Source organism: Paenibacillus sp. GCM10027629 (assembly GCF_042676425.1).
In the GTDB taxonomy this organism is placed as follows: domain Bacteria; phylum Bacillota; class Bacilli; order Paenibacillales; family Paenibacillaceae; genus Paenibacillus_K; species Paenibacillus_K terrigena.
Map to the genome: position 1 here is coordinate 1107729 of NZ_JBHTGZ010000003.1, position 22977 is coordinate 1130705.

General features: G+C 44.2%; 17 protein-coding genes. 16 read left to right on the forward strand and 1 reads right to left on the reverse strand.

What is annotated here, in order from left to right:
• The first annotated feature begins 58 nt into the window (after positions 1-58).
• From ACFQZR_RS05670 to ACFQZR_RS05690, 5 genes are all read left to right on the forward strand, one after another.
• A complete protein-coding gene (locus tag ACFQZR_RS05670; protein ID WP_379343643.1) occupies positions 59-1030 on the forward strand; it encodes an alpha/beta hydrolase in 972 nt (323 codons plus the stop codon).
• 69 nt (positions 1031-1099) lie between these two features.
• On the forward strand, positions 1100-2554 hold the full coding sequence (locus tag ACFQZR_RS05675) for an alpha/beta hydrolase family protein (RefSeq protein ID WP_379343645.1): 1455 nt from the start codon (positions 1100-1102) through the stop codon (positions 2552-2554).
• A gap of 126 nt (positions 2555-2680) precedes the next feature.
• On the forward strand, positions 2681-3661 hold the full coding sequence (locus tag ACFQZR_RS05680) for an alpha/beta hydrolase (RefSeq protein ID WP_379343647.1): 981 nt from the start codon (positions 2681-2683) through the stop codon (positions 3659-3661).
• 164 nt (positions 3662-3825) lie between these two features.
• Positions 3826-4386: a TetR/AcrR family transcriptional regulator gene (locus ACFQZR_RS05685; protein ID WP_379343649.1), complete on the forward strand. Its 561-nt coding sequence runs from the start codon at positions 3826-3828 to the stop codon at positions 4384-4386.
• Between the two features lie 137 nt (positions 4387-4523).
• Positions 4524-6131, forward strand: coding sequence for an oleate hydratase (locus tag ACFQZR_RS05690; RefSeq protein ID WP_379343651.1), 1608 nt, complete (start codon positions 4524-4526; stop codon positions 6129-6131).
• Positions 6132-6200: 69 nt separating this feature from the next.
• Here ACFQZR_RS05690 and ACFQZR_RS05695 read toward each other — a convergent pair whose 3' ends face one another.
• Positions 6201-6800: a cysteine hydrolase family protein gene (locus tag ACFQZR_RS05695; RefSeq protein WP_379343653.1), complete on the reverse strand. Its 600-nt coding sequence runs from the start codon at positions 6798-6800 to the stop codon at positions 6201-6203.
• Positions 6801-6924: 124 nt separating this feature from the next.
• Here ACFQZR_RS05695 and ACFQZR_RS05700 point away from each other — a divergent pair, with 124 nt between their 5' ends.
• The 11 genes from ACFQZR_RS05700 to ACFQZR_RS05750 all read left to right on the forward strand — a co-directional run bounded on the left by ACFQZR_RS05700 (position 6925) and on the right by ACFQZR_RS05750 (position 22952).
• The gene (locus ACFQZR_RS05700) at positions 6925-7077 is read left to right on the forward strand and encodes a hypothetical protein (RefSeq protein ID WP_379343655.1); all 153 of its coding nucleotides are present in this window, start codon (positions 6925-6927) and stop codon (positions 7075-7077) included.
• A 242-nt stretch (positions 7078-7319) separates the two neighbouring features.
• Positions 7320-7802, forward strand: coding sequence for a DUF6530 family protein (locus ACFQZR_RS05705; protein WP_379343657.1), 483 nt, complete (start codon positions 7320-7322; stop codon positions 7800-7802).
• Complete coding sequence (locus ACFQZR_RS05710; protein ID WP_379343659.1) at positions 7802-8905, forward strand: AAA family ATPase; 1104 nt, start codon at positions 7802-7804, stop codon at positions 8903-8905. The genes ACFQZR_RS05705 and ACFQZR_RS05710 overlap by 1 nt, the downstream gene beginning before the upstream one ends.
• A 5-nt stretch (positions 8906-8910) precedes the next feature.
• Positions 8911-10008, forward strand: a complete 1098-nt coding sequence (locus tag ACFQZR_RS05715; protein ID WP_379343661.1) for a vWA domain-containing protein — start codon at positions 8911-8913, stop codon at positions 10006-10008.
• A gap of 226 nt (positions 10009-10234) precedes the next feature.
• The gene (locus ACFQZR_RS05720) at positions 10235-14455 is read left to right on the forward strand and encodes a discoidin domain-containing protein (protein WP_379343663.1); all 4221 of its coding nucleotides are present in this window, start codon (positions 10235-10237) and stop codon (positions 14453-14455) included.
• Positions 14456-14481: 26 nt separating this feature from the next.
• Entirely contained in the window at positions 14482-17550 is a 3069-nt protein-coding gene (locus tag ACFQZR_RS05725; RefSeq protein ID WP_379343665.1) for an alpha-L-fucosidase, read from the forward strand.
• Positions 17551-17796: 246 nt separating this feature from the next.
• The gene (locus ACFQZR_RS05730) at positions 17797-18516 is read left to right on the forward strand and encodes a class I SAM-dependent methyltransferase (RefSeq protein ID WP_379343667.1); all 720 of its coding nucleotides are present in this window, start codon (positions 17797-17799) and stop codon (positions 18514-18516) included.
• A gap of 257 nt (positions 18517-18773) precedes the next feature.
• Positions 18774-19901 (forward strand): NAD(P)/FAD-dependent oxidoreductase, encoded by a 1128-nt coding sequence (locus tag ACFQZR_RS05735; protein WP_379343669.1) that lies wholly within the window; start codon positions 18774-18776, stop codon positions 19899-19901.
• Between the two features lie 284 nt (positions 19902-20185).
• Positions 20186-21055 (forward strand): sensor histidine kinase, encoded by an 870-nt coding sequence (locus ACFQZR_RS05740; protein WP_379343671.1) that lies wholly within the window; start codon positions 20186-20188, stop codon positions 21053-21055.
• On the forward strand, positions 21052-22407 hold the full coding sequence (locus tag ACFQZR_RS05745) for a right-handed parallel beta-helix repeat-containing protein (RefSeq protein ID WP_379343673.1): 1356 nt from the start codon (positions 21052-21054) through the stop codon (positions 22405-22407). Before ACFQZR_RS05740 ends, ACFQZR_RS05745 begins: the two co-directional genes overlap by 4 nt.
• Positions 22404-22952, forward strand: coding sequence for a nitrous oxide reductase accessory protein NosL (locus tag ACFQZR_RS05750; protein ID WP_379343675.1), 549 nt, complete (start codon positions 22404-22406; stop codon positions 22950-22952). The genes ACFQZR_RS05745 and ACFQZR_RS05750 overlap by 4 nt, the downstream gene beginning before the upstream one ends.
• Positions 22953-22977 lie beyond the last annotated feature (25 nt).

The window sequence follows — 22977 nt, forward strand, 5'->3', positions numbered from 1 at the left end:
TAACGGCTTCTTATTCAAGGCAGCCCAATATAGAGAAGAGGGACAGGAGTAGATGAACATGCAACCAAAAGAAGAGGTAACGAAAAAAAGGATACGTAAGCCGCTGCGTATTTTACTTAAAACCTTAGGAGTAATAGCTATAGCCATTGTGCTTTTTCTAGCTATTGTATTTCTCGTGAATGTGTTCGCAACAAAATCGGATCAAGCAAAAATCGTGCCGTACGGTCAACACGTGTCTGTGGACGGAAAAAATATGAATGTGTTAATTCAAGGCGATGGCAAGGAAACGATCGTGCTTCTGCCTGGTTATGGAACAGCTGCACCGGCGCTTGATTTTAAGCTGCTCATCGATGAACTATCTCCATATTACAAAGTTGTTGCCGTTGAGCCTTTCGGTTATGGATTAAGTGATGGAACGGAAAAAGATCGAACCACAGAGAATATCGTAAGTGAAGTTCATGAAGCGCTTCAGCAGCTTAACATTAACCGCTACATGCTCATGGGCCACTCCATTACAGGCATTTACGGGATTAATTATGTGAACAAGTATCCTAACGAGGTGACTGCATTTGTCGGAATCGATAGCAGTGTTCCAACACAACCGGGTATGGATGTTAAATTCCCATTAAAAACGTTTGCATTTCTTAAAAAATCAGGTCTCCAAAGGCTAGCGGTCAAATTGGGTGGCAGCCCCTATGCTGAACTCGCATTTGATGATCGCACCATAGAACAGATGACCATGCTGTCGAATAGAAACTCGAATAGTTCCACGATGTTGAACGAGATGGACCATATTTCTTCCAATTTTAAAGGAGCTCAAGGTTTAACCTTCCCGAAAGACCTCCCGCTTCTACTCTTTGTACAAGCGGATAATCAAGATATAGCCGGATGGATCCCTCTGCATGAAGGGCAGATCAAAGACTCGGTACATGGCAAAGTCATCACCATGGAAGGATCGCATTATTTGCACCACACCAAATTCAAAGAAATCGCTGAGGACGTTAGAGCTTTTATGGAAGAAGCAAAATAAATAGGACTGTGGAAGACCGTCCCAAAGGACGGTTTTCCACAGTCCTATTGATGGAAGAGAGGGATACATATGAGATTATTTGAAATCCTTTTAGTTATATCCTGTTTGGCTTTACTACTCGATTTATTGTTTATTAAAAGAAGCGCAAAGAAAACAGGATTGGGTTTGTGTATAGGAAGTAGCGTTATATTCGTAGTTCAATTGTTGGTTGAGGGATACAGATGGCAGTTGCTTTTGGTATATATCATGACGGCTCTACTCCTTCTCATCGTGTTATTTAGACATTCAAGAAAGATGGTAAATTTAAAATTAGGGAAGCTGTTGAAATATAGTTTATCTTCCATCATTGTTATTTTACTTGTTGTATCTACCAGCTTGTCTGTATACTTGCCTGTCTTTCATTTGCCGAAACTTGATGGTCCAGAGAAAGTGGGTACTCAAACATTTCATTTTACAGATCAGAATAGAGATGAAGTCTTAACTGAAGATCAAAGCGATAAGCGGGAGCTAATGGTTCAAGTTTGGTATCCTACGGAAAATAAAAATAACAACAAGCGTGAAGCGCTTTTTCCAAAAGATAAAGAAATGTTCAAAAAATACATTCAGACATACTCTAATTCTTTAAACCTTCCCGATTTTGTGTTCGATTACTGGAAGTATAGTAGAACCAACTCTTATGAAAATGTAGAAATATTACCTTCTACAAGTCCTTATCCTCTGGTACTGCTATCTCATGGCATGGGATCCAGTAGAGTTCTACATGCATCACAGGCAGAGAATTTGGCTAGTCATGGGTTTATCGTGGTCACAATCGATCATACATATAGCACCTTTGCTACCATTTTTCCGGATGGCCGTGTAACGGACTATAAAACAAAGATGACAACAATAGATGATCGTAGAAAAATCGGAAATATATGGACGCAAGACGTAGAGTTTGTCATCAATCAAATCGAAAAGCTAAATTCAGGTGCAATCGAAAGTCAATTCAAAGGGAAAATAGATTTAAATAACATAGGCGCGATGGGGCATTCTTTTGGGGGTGCAACGGCGTTTAATACAACTTATTTAGATCATAGAATCAAGGCCGGGATCAATATGGACGGGTCACTCTATGAAGTGGAAAATAGAGATGTTATAAACAAGCCGTTTATGTTCATAAGATCGGGAAGTTTTAAAGACTGGTTAGTAGATTTTAAAAAGGATAAAAATCCGGATAACGAAATAATTAAACAACTTTCAGATGAGCTGCACATTATTAAAAATGTTATCAATCAGGGGGGAAGTGCGATTTATGTAGAAGGAACCCAACACTTCAACTTCACGGACCTTCAATTCTATTCTGAGTTGATTAAACTGACGGGGATAACAGGAGATATAAGTGGTAAAAGAGGATCAAGCATTGTCAATCAATATGTACTCGATTTCTTCAATAAGCAACTAAAAGGAACGGGTGGAAATCTGATTCAGGGGCCAAACGATCTGTATCCAGAGGTGAAATTTATAGAGCCGGGAGACCTCTAACCGATCATGTCTGAATGGAAAACCGTCCTTTGGGGCGGTTTTTCGCTGTGCATATGTCGATGTGGCATTTTGTAACATGTTCATACTTACATTCATAGAAACAAATAAGAACAGGAGTAGATGCGAATGGTACACCAAGCGGAATCAATAACGAGGAATCGAACGAGAACCAATAAAGTACGAAACATGTTTCTTAAAGTCATCGGAGCAATATTGATAGCCATCGTGCTCTTTCTAGCCATTGTTTATACTGTAAATATTCTATGTAATAACTCGGAGTCAAAAAGATTAGAGCCCTACGGCCAGCACGTATCTGTAGACGGGAAAAATATGAATGTTCTGATCCAAGGAACAGGCGAAGAAACCGTCGTACTCCTACCCGGTCTTGCAACAGCGGCACCCGCACTGGATTTTAAGCCTCTAATCGAAGAGCTATCACCATTCTACAAAGTCATCGTTGTTGAGCCTTTTGGATATGGATTAAGTGATTTAACCGAAAAGGAACGGACCACAGAGAATATTGTCCGTGAAATTCACGATGCCTTACAAGGTCTTAACATTGAACGTTATATTCTCATGGGACACTCCATTTCAGGCGTTTACGGACTCGATTATGTGAATAAATACGAAAACGAGGTCATTGCATTTGTCGGGCTCGATAGCAGTGTTCCGACGCTAACGGAGAAGATTGAATCCTCCCAACTAGAAATGGTTAAATGGCTCAAAAAATCAGGTCTCTCCAGATTGGCCATGAAATTGGGTAAGGACCCATTGGCTGCACTGCCCTATGATGATAAAACGAAAGAACAAATGAGAATTCTTATGCACAAAAACACGTTTAATTCAAACATAATAAATGAAGTTGAACATATGTATTCTAATTTTAAAGCAGCTGAAAGCGTATCATTTCCCGAAAATCTTCCCGTTATTTTCTTTATCCAAGCGAATCATCCCGTAACGGATCGATGGGTACCCGAGCACGAAGCGCAATTAAAAAATTCTGCACATGGAAAAGTGATGCTGTTCGAAGCAGATCATTACATCCATCGGACCAAAGGCAAAGAAATCGTAGAGAATTTGAGAGAATTTATGAAAGAAATAAAATAAGTCATCCCATCGCGAACAGAAGACGACGCTAACTGAGGGGCGGTCCGGTTAACGCTATAGAGATCAGGGCCTTGTACCACGTGACATGGCGCAGTTATAATCAATGAATGAGCGTTTATTGTCTATTACAATCACTCTCTCTAGTTTGGAAGGAGCTGTGCGACATGTCCGGGATGACCAAAAAAGCTTTATCCTCCACTTTAAAAGCCATGATGGAACGATCGTCACTCGATAAAATCACAGTCAAAGATCTCGTTGCAGACTGTGGCGTGAATCGACAGACGTTTTATTACCATTTTCAAGATATATACGATCTATTAGGTTGGATCTATAAGACGGAAGCGCTGGATAGTATCGCAAATTATCGTACATACGACACTTGGCAGCAGGGTTTTCTTAAGATATTTCAGTATGTACTGGATAACAAGAAATTCTGTATGAGCACCTATCGTTCCATGGGGCGGGAACATCTGGACCTGTTTCTCCACCTAGCGGTATTCGAGCTGCTCATGGGCGTCATTGAGGAAGTCAACGCCAATAAGCAGGTGAGGTTGGAAGATAAGAATTTTATCGCGAATTTCTATACCTATGCGTTTATCGGTATTATGTTGGAGTGGATCAGACACGATATGACGGAAGATCCAGAGATGATTATCGATCGATTAAGTGTCCTCATTGAAGGCGATATGGAGAAAGCCATTACAAAATACGTGAAGAGCTGCTAATTTCCGACACTAGTTATTCTATCTGATTAGACAATAAGAGGGTTGTGTATAAATTTTATACACAGTCCTTTTGGTGTCTAAGGTAATCGTTCCATAGGTGCAGTATATTGGACTCACGGAGAAATACAATTGAACATATGGAGGTTACATCGATGAAAAAAGAATACGGAAACAGACAAGTTTACTTTGTTGGTGGCGGTCTAGCATCTCTCGCGGGTGCAACTTATCTTTTACGTGATTGTGACTTTCCAGGAGAGAATATTCATATTTTAGAAGGCATGCACATCCTCGGAGGAAGTAATGATGGAGCCGGCGACAAAATGCAAGGTTTCGTATGCCGAGGCGGACGGATGTTGAACGAAGAAACCTACGAGAATACATGGGAGCTGCTATCGTCCATTCCTTCGATTGAGCAAGAAGGTGTGTCCGTATGCGATGAGATTCTAGCTTTTGACCACGCGCATCCCACACATGCGAATGCTCGATTAATTAACAAAGACGGTGAAGTACTCGATGTGATGTCGATGGGCTTTAACACGGCTGATCGATTGGCACTTGGCCGATTGATGATCACACCGGAGGAGAAATTGGACAATTTGCGGATCTGCGATTGGTTTGCAGAGACACCTCATTTCTTCGAAACGAACTTCTGGTATATGTGGCAGACGACATTTGCCTTCCAGAAGTGGTCCAGTTTGTTTGAATTCAGACGCTATATGAATCGCATGATGTTCGAATTCTCTCGGATTCAGACACTCGAAGGGGTTACGCGTACTCCGTATAACCAATATGACTCCATTATTCTGCCGATCAAAACCTATCTGGATGGGTATGGTGTTGATTTCAGCTTGAAATATACCGTAACTGATCTTGATTTTGCGGAAGGCGACGGGATCACCGTCACAGCGATCCATTATGAGCAAGATGGCAAATCAGGCGTGATTCAACTTCAAAAGGATGATCTGTGTATCGTGACCAATGGTTGCATGACCGATAATGCAACGTTAGGTGATTTGAACACACCTGCCACAATGGTGCACGAGAATCCGATGTCAGGCAACCTGTGGGCGAAGATCGCAGCGAAGAAGGAGGGACTTGGGAATCCAACGCCATTCTTCGGTAATCCGGAGGAGACGAATTGGGAGTCCTTCACCGTGACTTGCAAAGGCAATAAGCTGCTGAAGATGATTGAGAAATATTCCCGCAATAAACCGGGCAGCGGTGCGCTTATGACATTCAAAGATTCGAATTGGCTGATGTCCATCGTTGTTGCGGCGCAGCCTCACTTTAAAAACCAATCAGCAGATACGACAATATTCTGGGGATACGGCTTGTACACAGACAAAGAAGGTAATTATGTGAAGAAGCCAATGCGAGATTGTACAGGGAAAGAGATGCTGGTTGAATTAATTCACCATCTGCATATGGAAGAAGATATGGATGAGATCATGGATAGCGTCGTGAATGTTATTCCATGCATGATGCCTTACATTGTGTCACAATTCCAACCCCGTGCCTTGAGCGATCGTCCAAAAGTGGTACCAGATGGTTCGACGAACTTGGGTCTGATTAGTCAGTTCGTTGAAATTCCTGAAGATATGGTATTTACGGAAGAATATTCGATTCGTGCAGCGAGAATTGCCGTCTATACCTTGATGGGATTGAATAAGAAGGTCTGTCCGGTAACACCTCACATGTATGACGTTCGCACCTTGTTGAAAGCTTTGAATACTTCATATAGATAAAATCACGATGCAAACCCCATATCCATTCTCCTAACCAAAGGGCATTCGCTGATTATCGCGAATGCCCTTTTACTGGCAAAAAGTTATCAAATCCATCTTCGTTAGGGTTGCTCGGTTTCGTGTACCAGGACTATTGAGCATATGCCATGCCGTATACTGTTCGGCATATGGATTAACAGCTGACATGCCGTCAACAGGAACAACAACATCAAATCCACAGAATGCAGCGCTCGTGGCGGTGTGGAGGACTGCGCCATTTGCAGCATAACCAGTAATGATTACAGTTTGTATACCATGCTCTTGTAAAACTTTTTCTAAATCGGTGCCGTAGAACTTATCTACATTCGATTTAACAACAGGGTCATATGGCGAGGGGCTTAGCTGAGGGGCAATATCTGAAACAGTTCCTATATGTGTAAGGCTATAAACAACTAACATGTTATGTTTACGTGCTTGCTTCAATAGATTGTTAATCTTAGGGATCGAAGCTATACAGCGATCATTGTTGCATATTGAATTCTCCATATCTAAGATGAGGAGCGCACTCGTATGTGGGTCAATACAGATTGCTTTTAACTCGGGTGCAGGTGGGGCGATGACGGTACTCCATTCGTCAATGATGGTACAATCCGTGCGCCAATTACCACAAATGGGGCAACGATATCTCATATTAACCCTCCTTTATCTTTCATTCATTACAGCCTATGTCACACATAAAAAAAGGTGAAATGGAAATCAGAAGACACTTTTAGGGGAATGCTAAAAGATATAGCGGATAAGGAGGCTAATTATCATGAAAATGATCATAACCCAAGCGGAAGCAGTGGAAAAAGGGATCTGGCCTGAAGTGATGAAAATGTTCGGCGTGGATAATGAGGATGAGATATGGCCGAGCGAGGAATATATTTTGACGGAAGAACAGGCCCAGAAGCTCCATTTAAAGTAATCGATAAAAGGTTGCTTGCGAATTAATCATCTCCATGTAGAAGAACAAAATATTATCGATCAATCCATAAAAGTCTGCGTAGTACGCGGGCTTTTTTGCGTTTCAGTGTGCGTCCGGAAAATATGAATGAATATAATCACTATTTACAACAAATGATAAATTGTCTATTATAAATATAGACATAATAATAAAATGTCTATAAAATTATCTTGCCAGTTCAATAAGCGAAAAGAGGAGACACAATGAAAATAACTGAATCTAGGAATCATAAACCTGTTATTATTTCGGACAACTATGGGAAAGTGGATGGGCGATTCGCTAATAATACAGATGTAAAAGCTTTAACTTTGGGATTGACCCCATTGAATGATGAAGGAAAGACCCATATTTCCGCCGATCTATGGAGATACACAGAGGAAGAATGGTCCGGACAGTCAGAGGAGATACCTCTCCATCGCATTCTTGATTTGTCCATTCTTCTTTGTAGCGCACTGAACCATTTTAGTGAAGCCTATCGATACGATCATTTATATGATCCGCAGAATCCTGTTATCGAGCGGATTGGACTGCAAGGGAATGCGATGACAGTGGCCGTGTGTACGGATAATAATGAAATAAATGAGGATATCAAGCTGTTCAACAAAGCATTGAGCGATAACGGTGAGATGATCGGAGAACGTCTGCGAACCTTATCGAGATTATTAGGGGATTTGGGGTATTCATAATGAGAGTGGAACAATATGTATTGTCACCAGGGAGAGAATTGACAGATGAAGAGAAAGTCCTTGTATGGCAAAAGCCATTATCTCATAAAGTGAGCGAGGTCGAACGCCGAATCTGCAGTGAAGTGAAGCGCAATTGGGATCGTGACGAGATGAAAATTGCCAATATCCTACTCGAAGGAGATGCCGGTTCCGGCAAGACACAACTCGCCAAAGCATTGTCGGCGAACTTCAGGGTACCTTACACCAAAGTAACTTGCTTTGCGGATATGGATAAATCGGATATCATTGGAGCCATTTTACCGGTACTTTCTTCGGATCGAATGAATGAGTTAGATACTGCAGACCAAACTGCCTTGAGCTCATTATATGAGAGTGATGGCTTTCAGAGCTCGACGGAGATTTTAATAGCTGCGCTGGGGATAACGCAAGAAATGGCTTCTGTGAAGATGAGGCAATTACTGAAGTTGGCTTCAGATAATGCCAAGGATGAAGCCGTAGAGTATCGATTTTACCCATCCGAGATCGTGAGGGCCTTTCGACAAGGCTATCTGTTAGAAATACAAGAACCGAATGTGATTCGAGATGCTGCGGTATTGATGGCGCTAAATTCTGCCTTGGAGCTGGATGGCACCATTAATCTTCCAATGGAAATCGTTCACAGGCATCCGGATTTCATCGCGGTTATCACGGCAAATCGCAGTTATGCAGGATCTAGGCCGCTTAACGAGGCGCTGCGTGACAGGATTCAGCATACGGAGAAGATGGACCTGCCGAGCAAGGAGATTATGATCGAACGCGCAATGGCCAAAACCGGCTTTAGGGACAATGAAGTGCTCGATGTTTTGGCAGATACAATTATTCTGTTGGATAAAACAGCCCGGGCAAATGCGATTAAAGGTGTGGCCGGCATGCGCTCCTATTTCTACTGGGCAGATGCCGTTGCAAGAGGGGCTTCCGCAAGAGAATCCCTTTATCATAAAGTTATCTACAAGATCACAACCGATGCAGATGAAATCAAACTGCTGGAAGATGCGTTGGATGGTCAAGGTTTGATGGGTAGATTGGATGAAGTCCCCAATGAATTAAAAAAAAACGAAATTTAGACGCCGTGGAGATCGCAATCGAGGAAATTCATACGGACACTGACTTGATCCCTGAGAACGAAGCTGAGGAAGAAGGGATTTCGTTCAAAAAGACCGCTGATAGCGAAGAGAGTTCATCCATCAGCTCAGATGAGTCAGCGGATTTGGAGAGTACCGATTCGGGCGAGAACGGATCACCGAAATATCATAAAGGCAATCCTGAACCCATGTCGGAGGATGAGAAGCAAAAGGAACGGGACTTTCGCAAAAAGCTGAATCGGGTCTCCAGGGAAATTGTATCCGATTCTATTCATAAGGCTGTTAAGCTTATTGTTCACCGACCTGAATATGATGCGACCAACCAGGAGGAGTATTTTAATCTGAGCCGGGGGCTTATGCCCATCGTACGTGAAATTGCCAGAACGACGCTGCCGCTCTTAGAGCATGAGGTAAGCACGGAATTTGCAAAGAACCATTATTATGGATCTAAATTTCAGGCTGACAGCGTGGCCTACCGAGACTTCAGGTATTTTGCAAAGAAACGTCCCCCGACGGAATCCCCTGGTCTTGTCGTCGGTTTGAGGGTAGATGAATCCGCATCGATGGCTGCTTTCGGAAGATTGGAAGCGGCAAAGCGCGCAGTCATAGCAGTGTATGAATTTTGTCAAATATGTAATATTCCGATTCTCATCTATGGGGATACGGCGGATGTCTCCCGATTAGAACAGATGTCCATCTTTGCTTATGCCGATTATGATAAAATGGATTTCCGTGATCGGTTCAGGCTGATGGGAATTCGTGCGCGAAGCAATAACCGAGATGGCATGGCTCTGCGCATTATGGCAGAACGGTTAGCTGCTGCACCCAAGCAAACAAAGCTGTTAATCAGCATCAGTGACGGGCAACCCAAAGCAATGGAAGATTATACTGGAAGCCTTGCCATGCAAGACATGCATCAGACGATTGCTCATTATGAGAGAAAGGGAATAACCTTTCTCGCAGCAGCCATTGGTCAAGACAAGGATGTCATTAGCCAGATCTATGGCGGAGAGAGATTTCTGGATATTACGAATTTGAATGAACTGCCAGCAAAATTAGTTCGGATCATTTCTCGATATTTATAATATTCATCGAGTATAGACTTCTAACAGATTACGATAATATGGGGCGCATTTAACCCGACTGACCGAGGCACACGACGTGCTCTGATCAGTCGGGTTTTTGTTGTTTTAATATGGTTTTGAATAATAGTAGAAAAACAAACATTTAAAGTTAAATATTCAATTATTATTTCATCCGTTATCCCGTACACATATAACTGCAGTGAAATCATAGAAATGGAGGTTAACCATGAAGCCTATGAATTCCAGCAGACCACAACGATGGCTTGCTACCATTCTGATCGCGACGACGGCGGGTTATCTAATGCCTGTATGTCCGAATGTCCATGCGGCATCGGCCGGCGATTTGGCGTTGAATAATCCCGTCACGGTCTCTTCCACTGAAACAAGCAGCTTTACCGCTCAGAAAGCGGTAGACGGTGATTCTACGACGCGCTGGTCGAGCCTTTACACAGATGGGGAATGGATTTCGGTGGATTTGAGTCAAATCCACGAGTTTAACGGTGTTAAGCTGAATTGGGAAGCAGCATACGGCAAGGGGTACAAAATTCAAGTCTCAACGGACGGAAATACGTGGAAAGACGTGTTTACAACGAACACGGGAGACGGCGGATTCGATTACATAACGTTTGATCCGGTTCGTGCCAAATATGTCAAAATGCAAGGAACAAGCCGTGCTACGAATTATGGATACTCTTTATATGATTTCGAGGTCTATCAACCGACGAATGAAGTATCAGGCATTCAAATGAACCAGACGAGACTCACGATCAAGAAAGGCGAGATGGGGCAATTGGAAGCGTTACTGCAGCCGTTTAATACGACCAACAACCAAATCAAGTGGACAACTAGCGATGAGTCCGTTGTGAAAATCGCGAACGAAAGCGGAGGCAAAGTTATACTGGAGGGTTTGAAGGAAGGTACGGCAACCGTGACTGCGACAACGGAGGACGGCAGCAAGCAGACAACGGCGACCGTTAAGATCGCTAAGGAAGTCATCAATCCGTTTAATCCCAATTACCGCGCATACGAGCCTCCACCGTCCACTTACAAATATAATGAATTTCAACTCGCAGGCAGCGTGCAATTCGAGAAGAACAACGCACAAATTCGATCCTTTAAAAATAAATGGACCGTTCGCGTACCAGGGCAGACCGTGAAGGACGAATTGGAATTAAGTGATGTTACCGTAACCGGTTTGCCGAATGGATTAAGTTACGATGTAAAGAAAAGCTCCAATGAGACGATCGACATCATCGTGAAAGGCAGCACCGCTGTTCCAGTTCAAGACGATACACCCATTCAAATTGTAGTGAAGAAAAGTGCATTTGGAGGGACGAAGGATCTCGATCAGGTTCCGGCGATGATCCATTATGGGGGTCTTGAAATTCCATCGTCCCCTCAAGTCGACTGGGCAAATCAAGAGATCGGGATGTTCATGCATATTAACCGTCATCCCAATGGTTCCGCCATTCCACCGTCACAAATGACATTGTCAAAATTGAATACGGATCAATGGGCAGACGTTGCCGTAAGTTTAGGCGCGAAATATATGGTTGTCGTCATTAAACATATGGACGGGTTCGCATGGTGGAATTCCCAGGATAATGTTCTCGGTATCCATCAGACCCCTTATAAAGACGGAAAAGGCGACGTCATGGCGGATCTCGTGAAATCCGCGAAAGAGCGCGGACTGAAGCTTGGATTCTATCTCTCCCCGCAAGACAAGGCATTTGGCACCGGATTGGGAGGAACGATCAGCGATCCGATCAAAATGGAAAAATACGTTGATTATTATGTGCGCCAGCTGCAGGAATTAACGACGAAATATGGCGATATATTCGAAATCTGGTTCGATGGCAATTTGGACCCTCGTCTCGTAGAGCGTGTGAAAGAGACAATCGACCGCAATCAGCCGAATGCCATACAGTTCCAAGGCACATACAACCTGGTTCGCTGGGTAGGCAACGAGGGGGGAAGTAAACCGTTCAAGCCGTGGAATACTGTCTCTCAAGCTGGTCTGGACCGTTTCATGAACAAAGAGGGCGATGTAACAAGCGACTATAGTGATCCGAACGGCGTTTACTGGCTGCCGAATGAGACGGACACCAGTCTGCATGAAGGCGGAACTTACGAGGGGCAATGGTTCGGAGGCACTCCGAAGCCGCTAAATACATTGGTGAATGCCTTTTACAATTCCGTAGGGGAAGGAACAAATTTGCTGTTGAATGTAACACCGCAAACCGATGGTATGATCCCCGATAGTTATGTTCAACGGGCGAAGGAGTTAGGGACCGCCATATCGGACCGGGTCGGTTATCCGCTTGCCATCACCAAAGGAGAAGGCAAGTCGATCGAGCTTGACCTGAACGGTACCAAGGAGATCGACCATATCATTGCTATGGAAGATATCGCATTTGGCGAGAGAGTCCGAAAATATTCGTATGAAGGACAAAAGGAAGACGGCACATGGATCAAGCTGGCGGATGGCGACGCGATCGGCCACAAGCATATCATCAAAATCAATCCCGTTACCGTCAAGAAAGTTCGCCTGCAAATCAGCGAATCTGTTCTGACTCCGAAAATATCGAAATTGTATGTCACTAGAACGGGTATCAAAGCCATAGATCCAACACCGCCAACGATTCCATCCGAACTGAAAGCCGAGGTGAAGAACGATACTTCCGTTACCTTATCCTGGATCGCCGCTTCCGATCCGGAAACAGGAATTAAACAATATGATATTTACCGTAACGGGATAAAGGTCGCGGAAACATCAGGTACGAATTACATCGATAATGGATTAACCGAATCGAATGAGTATACCTACCAGGTATCGGCTGTGAACGGTCAAGGCATGGAAGGAGAGAAGAGCGGTACAGTAACCGTGCGTACAGCAGAGGATACGATCCCTCCTACAGTAGATAAAGTGACATCTCTGCAAAATGATAAAATTTCCGTTACATTCAGCGAGCCAGTCGATCCGCAATCTGCTCAGAATACAGGAAATTACGTATTGAATACCCCGATCTCCGTGCGTTCTGCCGTGTTAGTGGACGACAAGACGGTTGAATTGACGCTGGCAGGACCGCTTGAGGAATTGAAAAGTTACATTCTCACGATTTCCGGGATAAAAGATCGTGCGGCTGCGCCGAATACGATAGCATCGAATACGAAAATGACATTCACGAGCAATTCTAGCCTCGAACAATATTTTCATTTCAACGAGAATCAGGGCAATACCGTGGTCGATAAAGTAACGGGTCACGTTAGCGTCATTCAGGGTTCCACTCCTGTCTGGGTTGAAGGCAAAGCTGGTAAAGCACTCGACTTTAATGGCAAAGATCACTCGATCATTATTGATCCGATTGTTACTCGCTCTAACTTCACGTTATCACTCTGGATCAATCCGCGTTCATTTGATGATAAAAAAATGATTTTATCTCAGGGACAGCAGAACAAATCTCCATATCAATGGGATTGGTGGATTTCGAAAGGGAGAATGTATTTCCAAATAACAAACGAGCTTGGCCAAGATTTTGGTCTATATGAGTTTGTTACGCCGGCAGGCTCGATCCCACTTAATGAGTGGTCCCATGTTGCCGTTACTCGGGATGGGAATAAGTATAAAATGTTTATCAATGGCGAGCAGGCAGCAGAGAAAGTGATCTCCGGATTTATCGATCAACCCTATAACCCTTACCAATTTCGGATTGGTTCTAGATTGAACGAGAACGGCTCGACATTGGTGAATGTGTTCGATGGCGTGTTAGACGAAATTCGTTTATATAGCAAGCCGCTATCGAACGATGAAGTGCGTAAGCTATACACATCCGTAAACGTTGTTCCTTCTAAAGATCCGGCTGCCGTATTTTCCGGTGCGCAATCGGTGCAGGCGGGTGAGACCTTCAAGCTGAATTTAGGATTGGAAAGAGTTAAGGGGGTTTATGCCCAGGACCTTGACCTCAATTTCGATCCTAATGTGTTCGAATTCGTATCGGCAAAGTCTTTGCAGACCGGAACGGAGATCCTGCAAACAGTGAAAGAACCGCAAGGTAAGCTTCGGTTCATTCTTGCAAGCCAGGGAGCTGATCAGGCTATTGATGGAGATGCTCATATATTGGAACTAACCTTACGGGCTAAGGATTCAAATCAGGATACGTCTGGGATAATTGCGTTAAACCAAGCGGTTTTAGCTAACGGACTTGGTGAAGAGACACTTCTTCCGGAGCGATCTGCGAGAATCGAGATTACCGCGGCCGGTATGATCGAAGATGTAAACAAAGACGGCAAGGTCAGCATTGGCGATCTGTCGATCGTCGCTGTCCATTACGGCAAAGATCAATCCAGCATCGATTGGCAGGAAGCGAAGAAAGCCGATGTGAACCACGATGGAAAAGTGGACATTTCCGATTTATCGATGGTTGCCAAGAAGATCATAGGCGGTTAATAAAGTCTATATCGAAGGAGGTTCATATGGTGATCCAGAGTAGCATATTGAAGAGATTGGCATGGGTTACGGCAGTGTCATTCACGTTGTCCTTGTTGAATATGTATGCCTTCAATTCACAGGCCGCTGCGGCGGAGGTGAACGTTAACACAGCGAAAGTCCAGACTCAAGCTCTAGCAGCCGAAGCCCCTGTTAAAATTGTGCAAGCGCATCAATGGTCTGATAAATCGGGGAGTGTGCAGATCGTTCAAGGTACTGCGCCGGATGGCAATGCAATCGGAAATATAGCATCAGGCGATTGGGTGAAATACGCCGGGGTTGACTTTGGAACAGGCTCGTATGATACATTCATGGCCACGATTGCGGCTTCCTCGTCCGAAGCGGGCAGAAAGGTTGAGATTCGTCTGGATTCGCAATCAGGGATGCTGATCGGAACGTTAACCGTCAATTCTACGGGGAACGTGGCTTTGTTCAAAGAACAATACGCATCGATTGCGAATGTGACAGGGGTCCATGACGTATATCTCACATTTCCAGATGGTTCTATTGGAAGTATGAACTGGTTCGCGTTGGGCCAGACGCCCGACCATGAAACCAAGGAGCAGCGAGATCAACGAATGCAATGGTTCAATGATGCGCGCTTTGGACAATTCATTCATTGGGGAGCCTATTCGCAGCTCGCAGGGACTTATAACGGCAAGACAGTTAACGGCGCGGCAGAGTGGATCATGAATTATCTGAATATCCCCAAAGATGATTATATTAAGCAGGCAGCGACCCCGTTCAATCCGACACAGTATGATCCGAAAGCATGGGTCGATGTGATGAAGCAGGCAGGGCAGAAATATATGGTGATCACGTCGAAGCATCATGACGGGTTCAGTATGTTCGATACCGGGGTCAACGGATTCAAGGACTACAACATTGTAAAGACTAGCGCCTATGGAAAGGATCCTATGGCGGAATTATCGAAAGAGGCGAAGAAACAAGGCATTAAATTCGGCTTCTATTACTCCATATTAGAATGGGTTAATCCTAAGGTGCCTGCGCAGAAAGAACTCTATGTATCCGAAATGAAGGAACAGCTGCGCGAGCTCATTGAGAAGTATGATCCTGATCTACTATGGTTCGACGGAGAATGGGACGCCTGGTGGACGAAGCAAGATGGGAAGGAATTATACAGATATCTTCGGACATTAAAAAATGATCTTGTTATTAACAACCGTGTTGGCAAACGAGAATCGGATGACGGAGATTACGGGACACCAGAGCAAGAAATACCCGCGACAGGCTTGCCTTATATCTGGGAGACATGTATGACCATGAACGGTTCATGGGGATTTCATGCCAAGGATCTCAATTGGAAATCCACCAAAACATTAATCTCGAATTTGGTAGAAACTTCTTCAAAGGGCGGAAATTACTTACTGAATGTGGGACCGACGCCGGAAGGACTTATCCCGCAGGCAAGCGTAGATCGTTTAACCGAAATAGGTAATTGGTTAAAGCTTTATGGGGAGAGCATTTATGATTCCAAGGCGAGTATATTCGCAAGCAAGTTCCCTTGGGGCTATTCCACGACAAAGAATGGAAAAGTGTACTTGCACGTATTGAATCAACCCGCGAACAATCAAATCGTTCTTCCGCGGCTTTTGAACAAAGTGAACAAGGTTTACTCCCTGGCGGATGACAAGGTGACGTTAAATTACACGCTAGGGGAAGAGATAACGATAAATCTTCCTGCATCTTTACCGAACTCTTATGATTCCGTGTACGTTATCGATGTCGACGGAGTTCCTAAAATCCAGGTTTTTGAGAATTTGGCCTTGAAAAAACCGGCAACGGCAAGCAATTTCTATAAGAATGACGCGAATTACAATGCATCCAAAGCAGTAGATGGCGATTCTAGCACGCGATGGGCAACCGATGATCCTACGAATGCGGCCTGGCTTGAAGTAAACTTCGGGGAGAATACCACCTTTAATAAAGTGGTGATCGATGAATGGATTTATAACAACATGCTGCGAATTGCCGGGTTTGTGATCCAGTACTGGGATGGAACAGCGTGGAAAGATGCATATCAAGGAACGACAGCGGGTCCTTATAAGACTATAACGTTTGATCCTGTAACAGGGTCGAAAGTAAGGCTGAATATCACTTCCGTAACGGGGACAGCGGGTCCGACAATCAACGAGTTCCAAGTGTACAATACAGGTGTCAAAGCTAACGGCATTACACTTGACCAACAACAGCTAAAATTAAAGATCGGCCAATCGGGGCAACTGACGGCAACTGTTATGCCGGCCAATGCATCGAATAAGACCGTTCTTTGGTCGAGCAGTGACGACACCGTGGCTTCCTTAGAAGATTTAGGCGACGGAAGGGCGACCGTACGTGGCGTCAAGGCAGGCACAGCTGAAATTACGGCAATGGCAGTGGACGGAGGCTTCAAGGCAACGTCAAACGTCAATGTCGAAGCAGCGATTACCGATGAAGCGGCTGCTGCGCTGACAGCTCCGAATTCCGTAAAATCAGGTCAATCGTTCACCGTCCAGATCGATATGAATCAAGTGAAGAATAAGATGTACGGGATGGATATCTCGATGAATTATGACGCAAACCTAATGGAATACGTCTCTGCAAAGTCCATACAACCAGGAATCAGTATCGTCGCATCAACCAATCCGCAGGCTGGGAAAATTCGATTCATCGCAGCTAGCGAAGGCGCGGACAAAGGAATTAGCGGCAATACGCCATTGCTGACCTTGGATTTCAAAGCAAAAGACGTACAAGAAACCAAATCCGGTACGATCTCTGTAACTAACGCAACGCTAGGAGATGAGCTGGGTACAGAAGCGACTGCTACGCAAGCTTCATTACGCATCGAGGTTACGTCTACGCCGAGCGTCGGTTCAGGAGATCTGAATCATGACGGCCGCATAAGCATCGGGGATCTTGCGATTCTGGCCTCTTATTACGGGAAGACCTCATCTGATCCGGAGTGGGATAAAGTCAAGGATGCGGATTTTGATGGCAATCATGTTATTGATTTTGTGGATCTTGCAGCGTTAGCCCATAAAATTATCATAACATAAAGGATGCTTATGAAATCCAAGAGGTCATAAATTTGAACTCATTCAGGAAGCCGAATGTACTGCCTAAACAAAATTAGTTCAGATCATTTCTCGATATTTATATTATATCTAACTCAAAGCCGCGAACATCGCGGCTTTTTGGCATTAACGTCCAGTTTGTTGACAGGATAACTGAATTGTAGATATTATAGACATATAAGATCTATAATAGAGAGAAAGATATTCATACCAAAGGAGATGGAACTGATGTATAGCGAAATTATAGATTCCGGGGTCTTATCAATGCTTCAGCCTCAAGCGGGTGAGCGAATCCTTGACGTAGGTAGCGGGAATGGGGACTTGATGGCTAAGATTGCGGCTGCAGGTGCGGTACCCACAGGGATCGACATGTCGGAGGGGATGGTAAATCGAGCGAGACAGAAGTATCCTGAACTGGACTTCCAAGTAGCAGACGCATCTCAGTACCGGACAGAGAACCCCTATGATGCGGTCTTCTCCCATGCGACTTTGCACTGGATCCTGGATGCAACCAGTGTCACTCGCTCCATCTGGCTGGCGCTGCGCGATGGCGGCCGATTCGTGACCGAATTCGCCGGCAGAGGCAATGTCGCCGTGCTAACTACAGCAATTCAACAGGCGCTTGAGTCACATGGTTATGCGTGGGCGGGGCGGAATCCGTGGTATCATCCCACTATCGGCGAATACGCCAGCCTACTCGAGCGGACCGGCTTCCGCGTCATGTTCGCTCAGCATTTCGACAAGCCTACGCCGCTCAAGAGAGAGGCAGGAGTTCGGATCTGGCTCGACAGTTTCTCCGATTATTTCTTCCACGATGTTACTGCTGTGGACAAAGCGTCGATCTACAACGCCATCGAAGCGCAGGTGAAGCCGCTTCTATACCGGGACGGTCAGTGGATGATCGACACAAGTCGATTGCGCATCGTCGCCATCAAGGAACGCAGTTAAGCAGAAGCTCAAGCCGAACAATCTTAGGCTTGGGCTTTTTTAATGACTTTTCGAGGTCCAGATGCCCTGATATCATGCGAATTATTTCTATTGTATTTCGATAAAAACATGATATCCGGTTACGAGGATTAGCTAAATATGAGTCAAACTTGATTCGGTGATGTAGAAGCAATGTATAATAGACCTAGATCATCGGACTAACGATATCAAGCCATTGCGCATGTATCGTTAGACTTCGATTGGAAAGGGTTGCATACATGAAGAAAATCATCATCGTCGGAGCAGGAATTCTTGGGGCGTCAACCGCATACACGTTAGCCAAAATGGGGGCGGATGTCCTTATTATAGATCGCAAAGATCAAGGGCAGGCCACGGACGCCGCCGCTGGCATCATCTGCCCCTGGCTATCTCAGCGACGGAATCAAGCTTGGTACCGGTTAGCTAAGGCGGGCGCACGTTATTATCCTGGGTTAATCCATGAACTCAAAAGCGAGGGAGAAACAGAAACAGGTTATGCTCAAGTGGGCGCGCTTTGTATCCATGATGATATGGAGAAGATCAGAAAGATCGAGGAGCGGGCACGCATTCGCAAAGTAGATGCACCAGAAATCGGTGATATTGACTTGCTTCATGACGAAGAAACGCTTAAGCGGTTTCCGCTGTTAGCCGAAGGTTATCAGGCGGTTCATATTAGCGGTGCTGCTCGGGTAGATGGTCGTGCGCTCCGCAATGCGTTGATCCGTTCAGCAGAGAGGAACGGCGCTGACTTGATTCAAGGTGATGCGACGCTTGAATATCAGTCAAATCGCGTTACAGGCGTTTCAATTGGCGATAAAACCTACACTTCGGATCTCGTGGTTGTCTGTGCAGGGGCATGGGCCAATTCGCTCTTCGAGCCTTTGGGATTACATTTTAAAGTGGGTTATCAAAAAGCACAAATTATGCATTTACATGTCCCTGATCAACAGGACACCGGCAATTGGCCACTAGTCATTCCGCCATCCGATCAGTATTTGCTTGCGTTTGAGAACCAAAAAATCGTTATAGGGGCAACGCATGAAAACGATATCGAAGGGTACGATACACGCGTAACGGCGGGTGGTATGCAGGAAATCTTGAACAAAGGATTGCAACTAGCCCCTAAATTAGCATCGAGCACATTGCAAGAGATCAGAGTGGGGTTTAGGCCTTTTACCCCCGGTTTTCTGCCGGTGATTGGTGCCGTTCCTGGCTGGGAAGGTCTCATCACGGCCAATGGACTGGGAGCATCCGGCTTGACGGTAGGACCTTTCCTGGGGAGCCAACTTGCCAAACTCACGCTTGGCATGGAGCTCGATATCGATCTGAATGATTATGATATTCGGAAAGCAATGGATGAAGAGTGATCCACACCTTGTAAATACGACAGCATTCATTCTTGTCAGGCTATCCATCTGTCATGTGAAGACAAAGACTAGGTTCATGCAGGACCCAAAGCACCCAGATCGGGTGCTTTTTGTTACGGTTTTTTACAAATGAAATGACAATGATCACAAATTGTTCAATATTTTAGGTGAAAAATAGCCCGATCGAGTCAACTCTTATTATTGCATTATCGATATACTGTCAATATTGAAAACTTGATATATGACATACGAAGAGTGATCAAATCGCAAGAAAGGAGAACAACATGACGTACAAGCAGATCAAGTGGACAATCCTGTTCATTCCTACAATCACCGTTGGATTATGGGAGTATGTCAGACACCAGTTTTTATTGCCTTATATTTCGATGGATCTTGGGAATTGGCTTACCCCTCTGATTGTATACCTAGTGAGCGTAACATTATTAAATAAGCTATTTCACATGTTAGAGAGAATTCGACGTGAATTAGAGCAAGAGAGAACAGCCAAGTTCGCTCTGGAAGCAAGAGAAAACTTAGCCAAAGAACTTCATGACGGGATTGCACAATCGCTGTTTTTGCTATCTGTAAAGATAGATCGATTGGAGAAGAGCGATGAGCAGCAGTCGCAACTTCAAGAAATTTATAATATCAGAAAGACTGTTCACGAGGTGAATCGCTACGTGCGTCAAGCCATTTCGAATTTAAGGTACGAGGATACGGCGGTGAAGCTTATGAACTTGAACGAGGCGCTTGATGTTGAAGTTCAGAAAATAGCAAAAGAGGTTTATGTGGATATCGATGTATTCTGGGAGCTCCAAGATGAGATGTTAACGCCAAAAGAAAAGGTCGAGCTGTTAGCCTGCATTCGAGAAGCTGTGTTAAATATCGAAAAGCATGCAAACGCGTCTAAAGGTTGGGTTCAAGGAGAAGGGGATAAGCAGAACTGGAGAGTAACGATCAAAGATAATGGCCAGGGATTTGAAGGTAATCCGTTCCAGCTGACAGATCGTTATGGTCTGAACATTATGAAGGAAAGAGCAGAAGAAATGAACTGGGAACTGAAGCTAATTCGGGATAACCACCATACCCATATTATGATATCTAAACGAGAAAATGAGGTTGGTTGTGAAGTCAATCACAAGATGAATATATGAAAAAGGCAAAGTGGACCCTAATCTACCGTTTTCTATTCATTGTGCTTTTGCTTATATGTCATCAAGTATTGAATATGGAGGAAGCTCTAGCAAGTTCATCGATCGACCAAGTGAATTCGCTTCAGGCGATTATTGATCAGCTGGACGCAGGTGATGCGATAGAGCTTCCACCGGGTACATATGCTGGCCCTGCAACGATTAACAAGAAGGTATACATACGAGGAAATAGTGAAGTTACGCTGTTGAATCCATCCGGAGCGCCTGCGATTTCAATTCTCTCGGACGGGGTTCATCTAGCGAACATTCAAATTAAAAACAATGCGAGCGGCGATCAATCACCAGCTATTCTGGTAAAGTCTCACCAAGTAACACTTGAGGACCTTACGATTCAGACGAGTGGATATGGGATCATCCTTCGCGATGCCGATCAAGCAATTCTTCAAAACAATACGATCACATGGTTCAAGCCTGAGACGAATAAGCCGAAGCAAAAAGGCAATGGCATCGACCTGTACAATTCGAACGGTACGCTGATCAAGAATAATCGCATTACAGGAGTAAGAGATGCAATCTATCTCGAGAAGAGCCGCAATGCGAGAATTCAAGGGAACAAACTGTCACGTACTCGATATGGCATCCATTGTATGTATATCGACGGCTCTTCTGTTATCGATAATGAAGGCCAATATAATATAACCGGCGCTATGGTCATGGGCGTGAAGAATGTTGTCGTGTCAGGGAACGTCTTTCGCAGACAAAGCCAAAATGTCCATTCGCAAGGGATATTGTTATATGATGTACAGTCTTCTTCGATCAATAAAAACGTTGTAGAAGGCAATCGCGTTGGAATCTATATGGAACAATCATCAGAGAATGAATTAAGTAACAACGCAGTGCTTCGAAATTTCATAGGCATCCAGTTGATAAATTCGAATAGTAATCAATTTCATGGCAACGAATTTATTGCTAACGTCATTGAAGCGGAGGCGGCAGATAGTCAGAAGAACGAAATGATAGGGAATTATTGGGATTCATTTCAAGGTTTAGACCTGAATCATGATGGGACAAGCGAGATACCATATGCGATTAATCCGTTCTATCAGCTTCTAGTCACGCAAACGCCAGCGTACCAACTTTTTTTCCAATCGCCTGGCATGACATTTTTGAGTGATATGTTTACGAATGGGCAAGAGGGTTGGTCTATAGACTCTTCTCCGCTCATGAACGCCGATTTTAGTCAAAGGGTATCAACAGAATCTGCTAAAGGATCCGCCGATGTTCTGGCTATCGGGTTGCTGCTTCTATGTATTGCAATTTATACAATAATCTTTTTGGGGGTAATGAGAGAATGAAAAAATTAATTACGGTATGCGCGTTATTTCTTGGACTGATCATGTTGGCTGGGTGTGGAGATAAATATGAAGCTCTTCCGATTAACGAAGATACAGATGTTTGCGCAATTTGTAATATGCAGGTAAAAGATGATGCTTTTGCAACACAACTGACAACAAAAGATGGGAAAAAATATAAATTTGATGACATTGGTTGTATGCATAAATGGAAGGAGCAGCAAGGAACAGAAAACATAGGGATGGATTATGTCCGCGACTACAATAACAAAGAATGGATTGAATATGATAACGCAACTTACGTGTATGATGCTTCATTCCGCACACCAATGGCTTATGGAATCATCACGTTTAAAGATAAGAAATCAGCTGAAACTTTCGTATCGGAACAAGGCGTAGGTAAAATCATGAACGCAAAAGAGCTGGCAAGTCATGATTGGAAACAAAATACGGATAAGATGCAAATGATGGATGAAGATGGACACATGCATAAAGAAGATAAGAAAGGTATGGACATGAAAAGCGAAATGACGTCGAGTCACAAATAATACGGAACCAAGTTGGAGATAGATT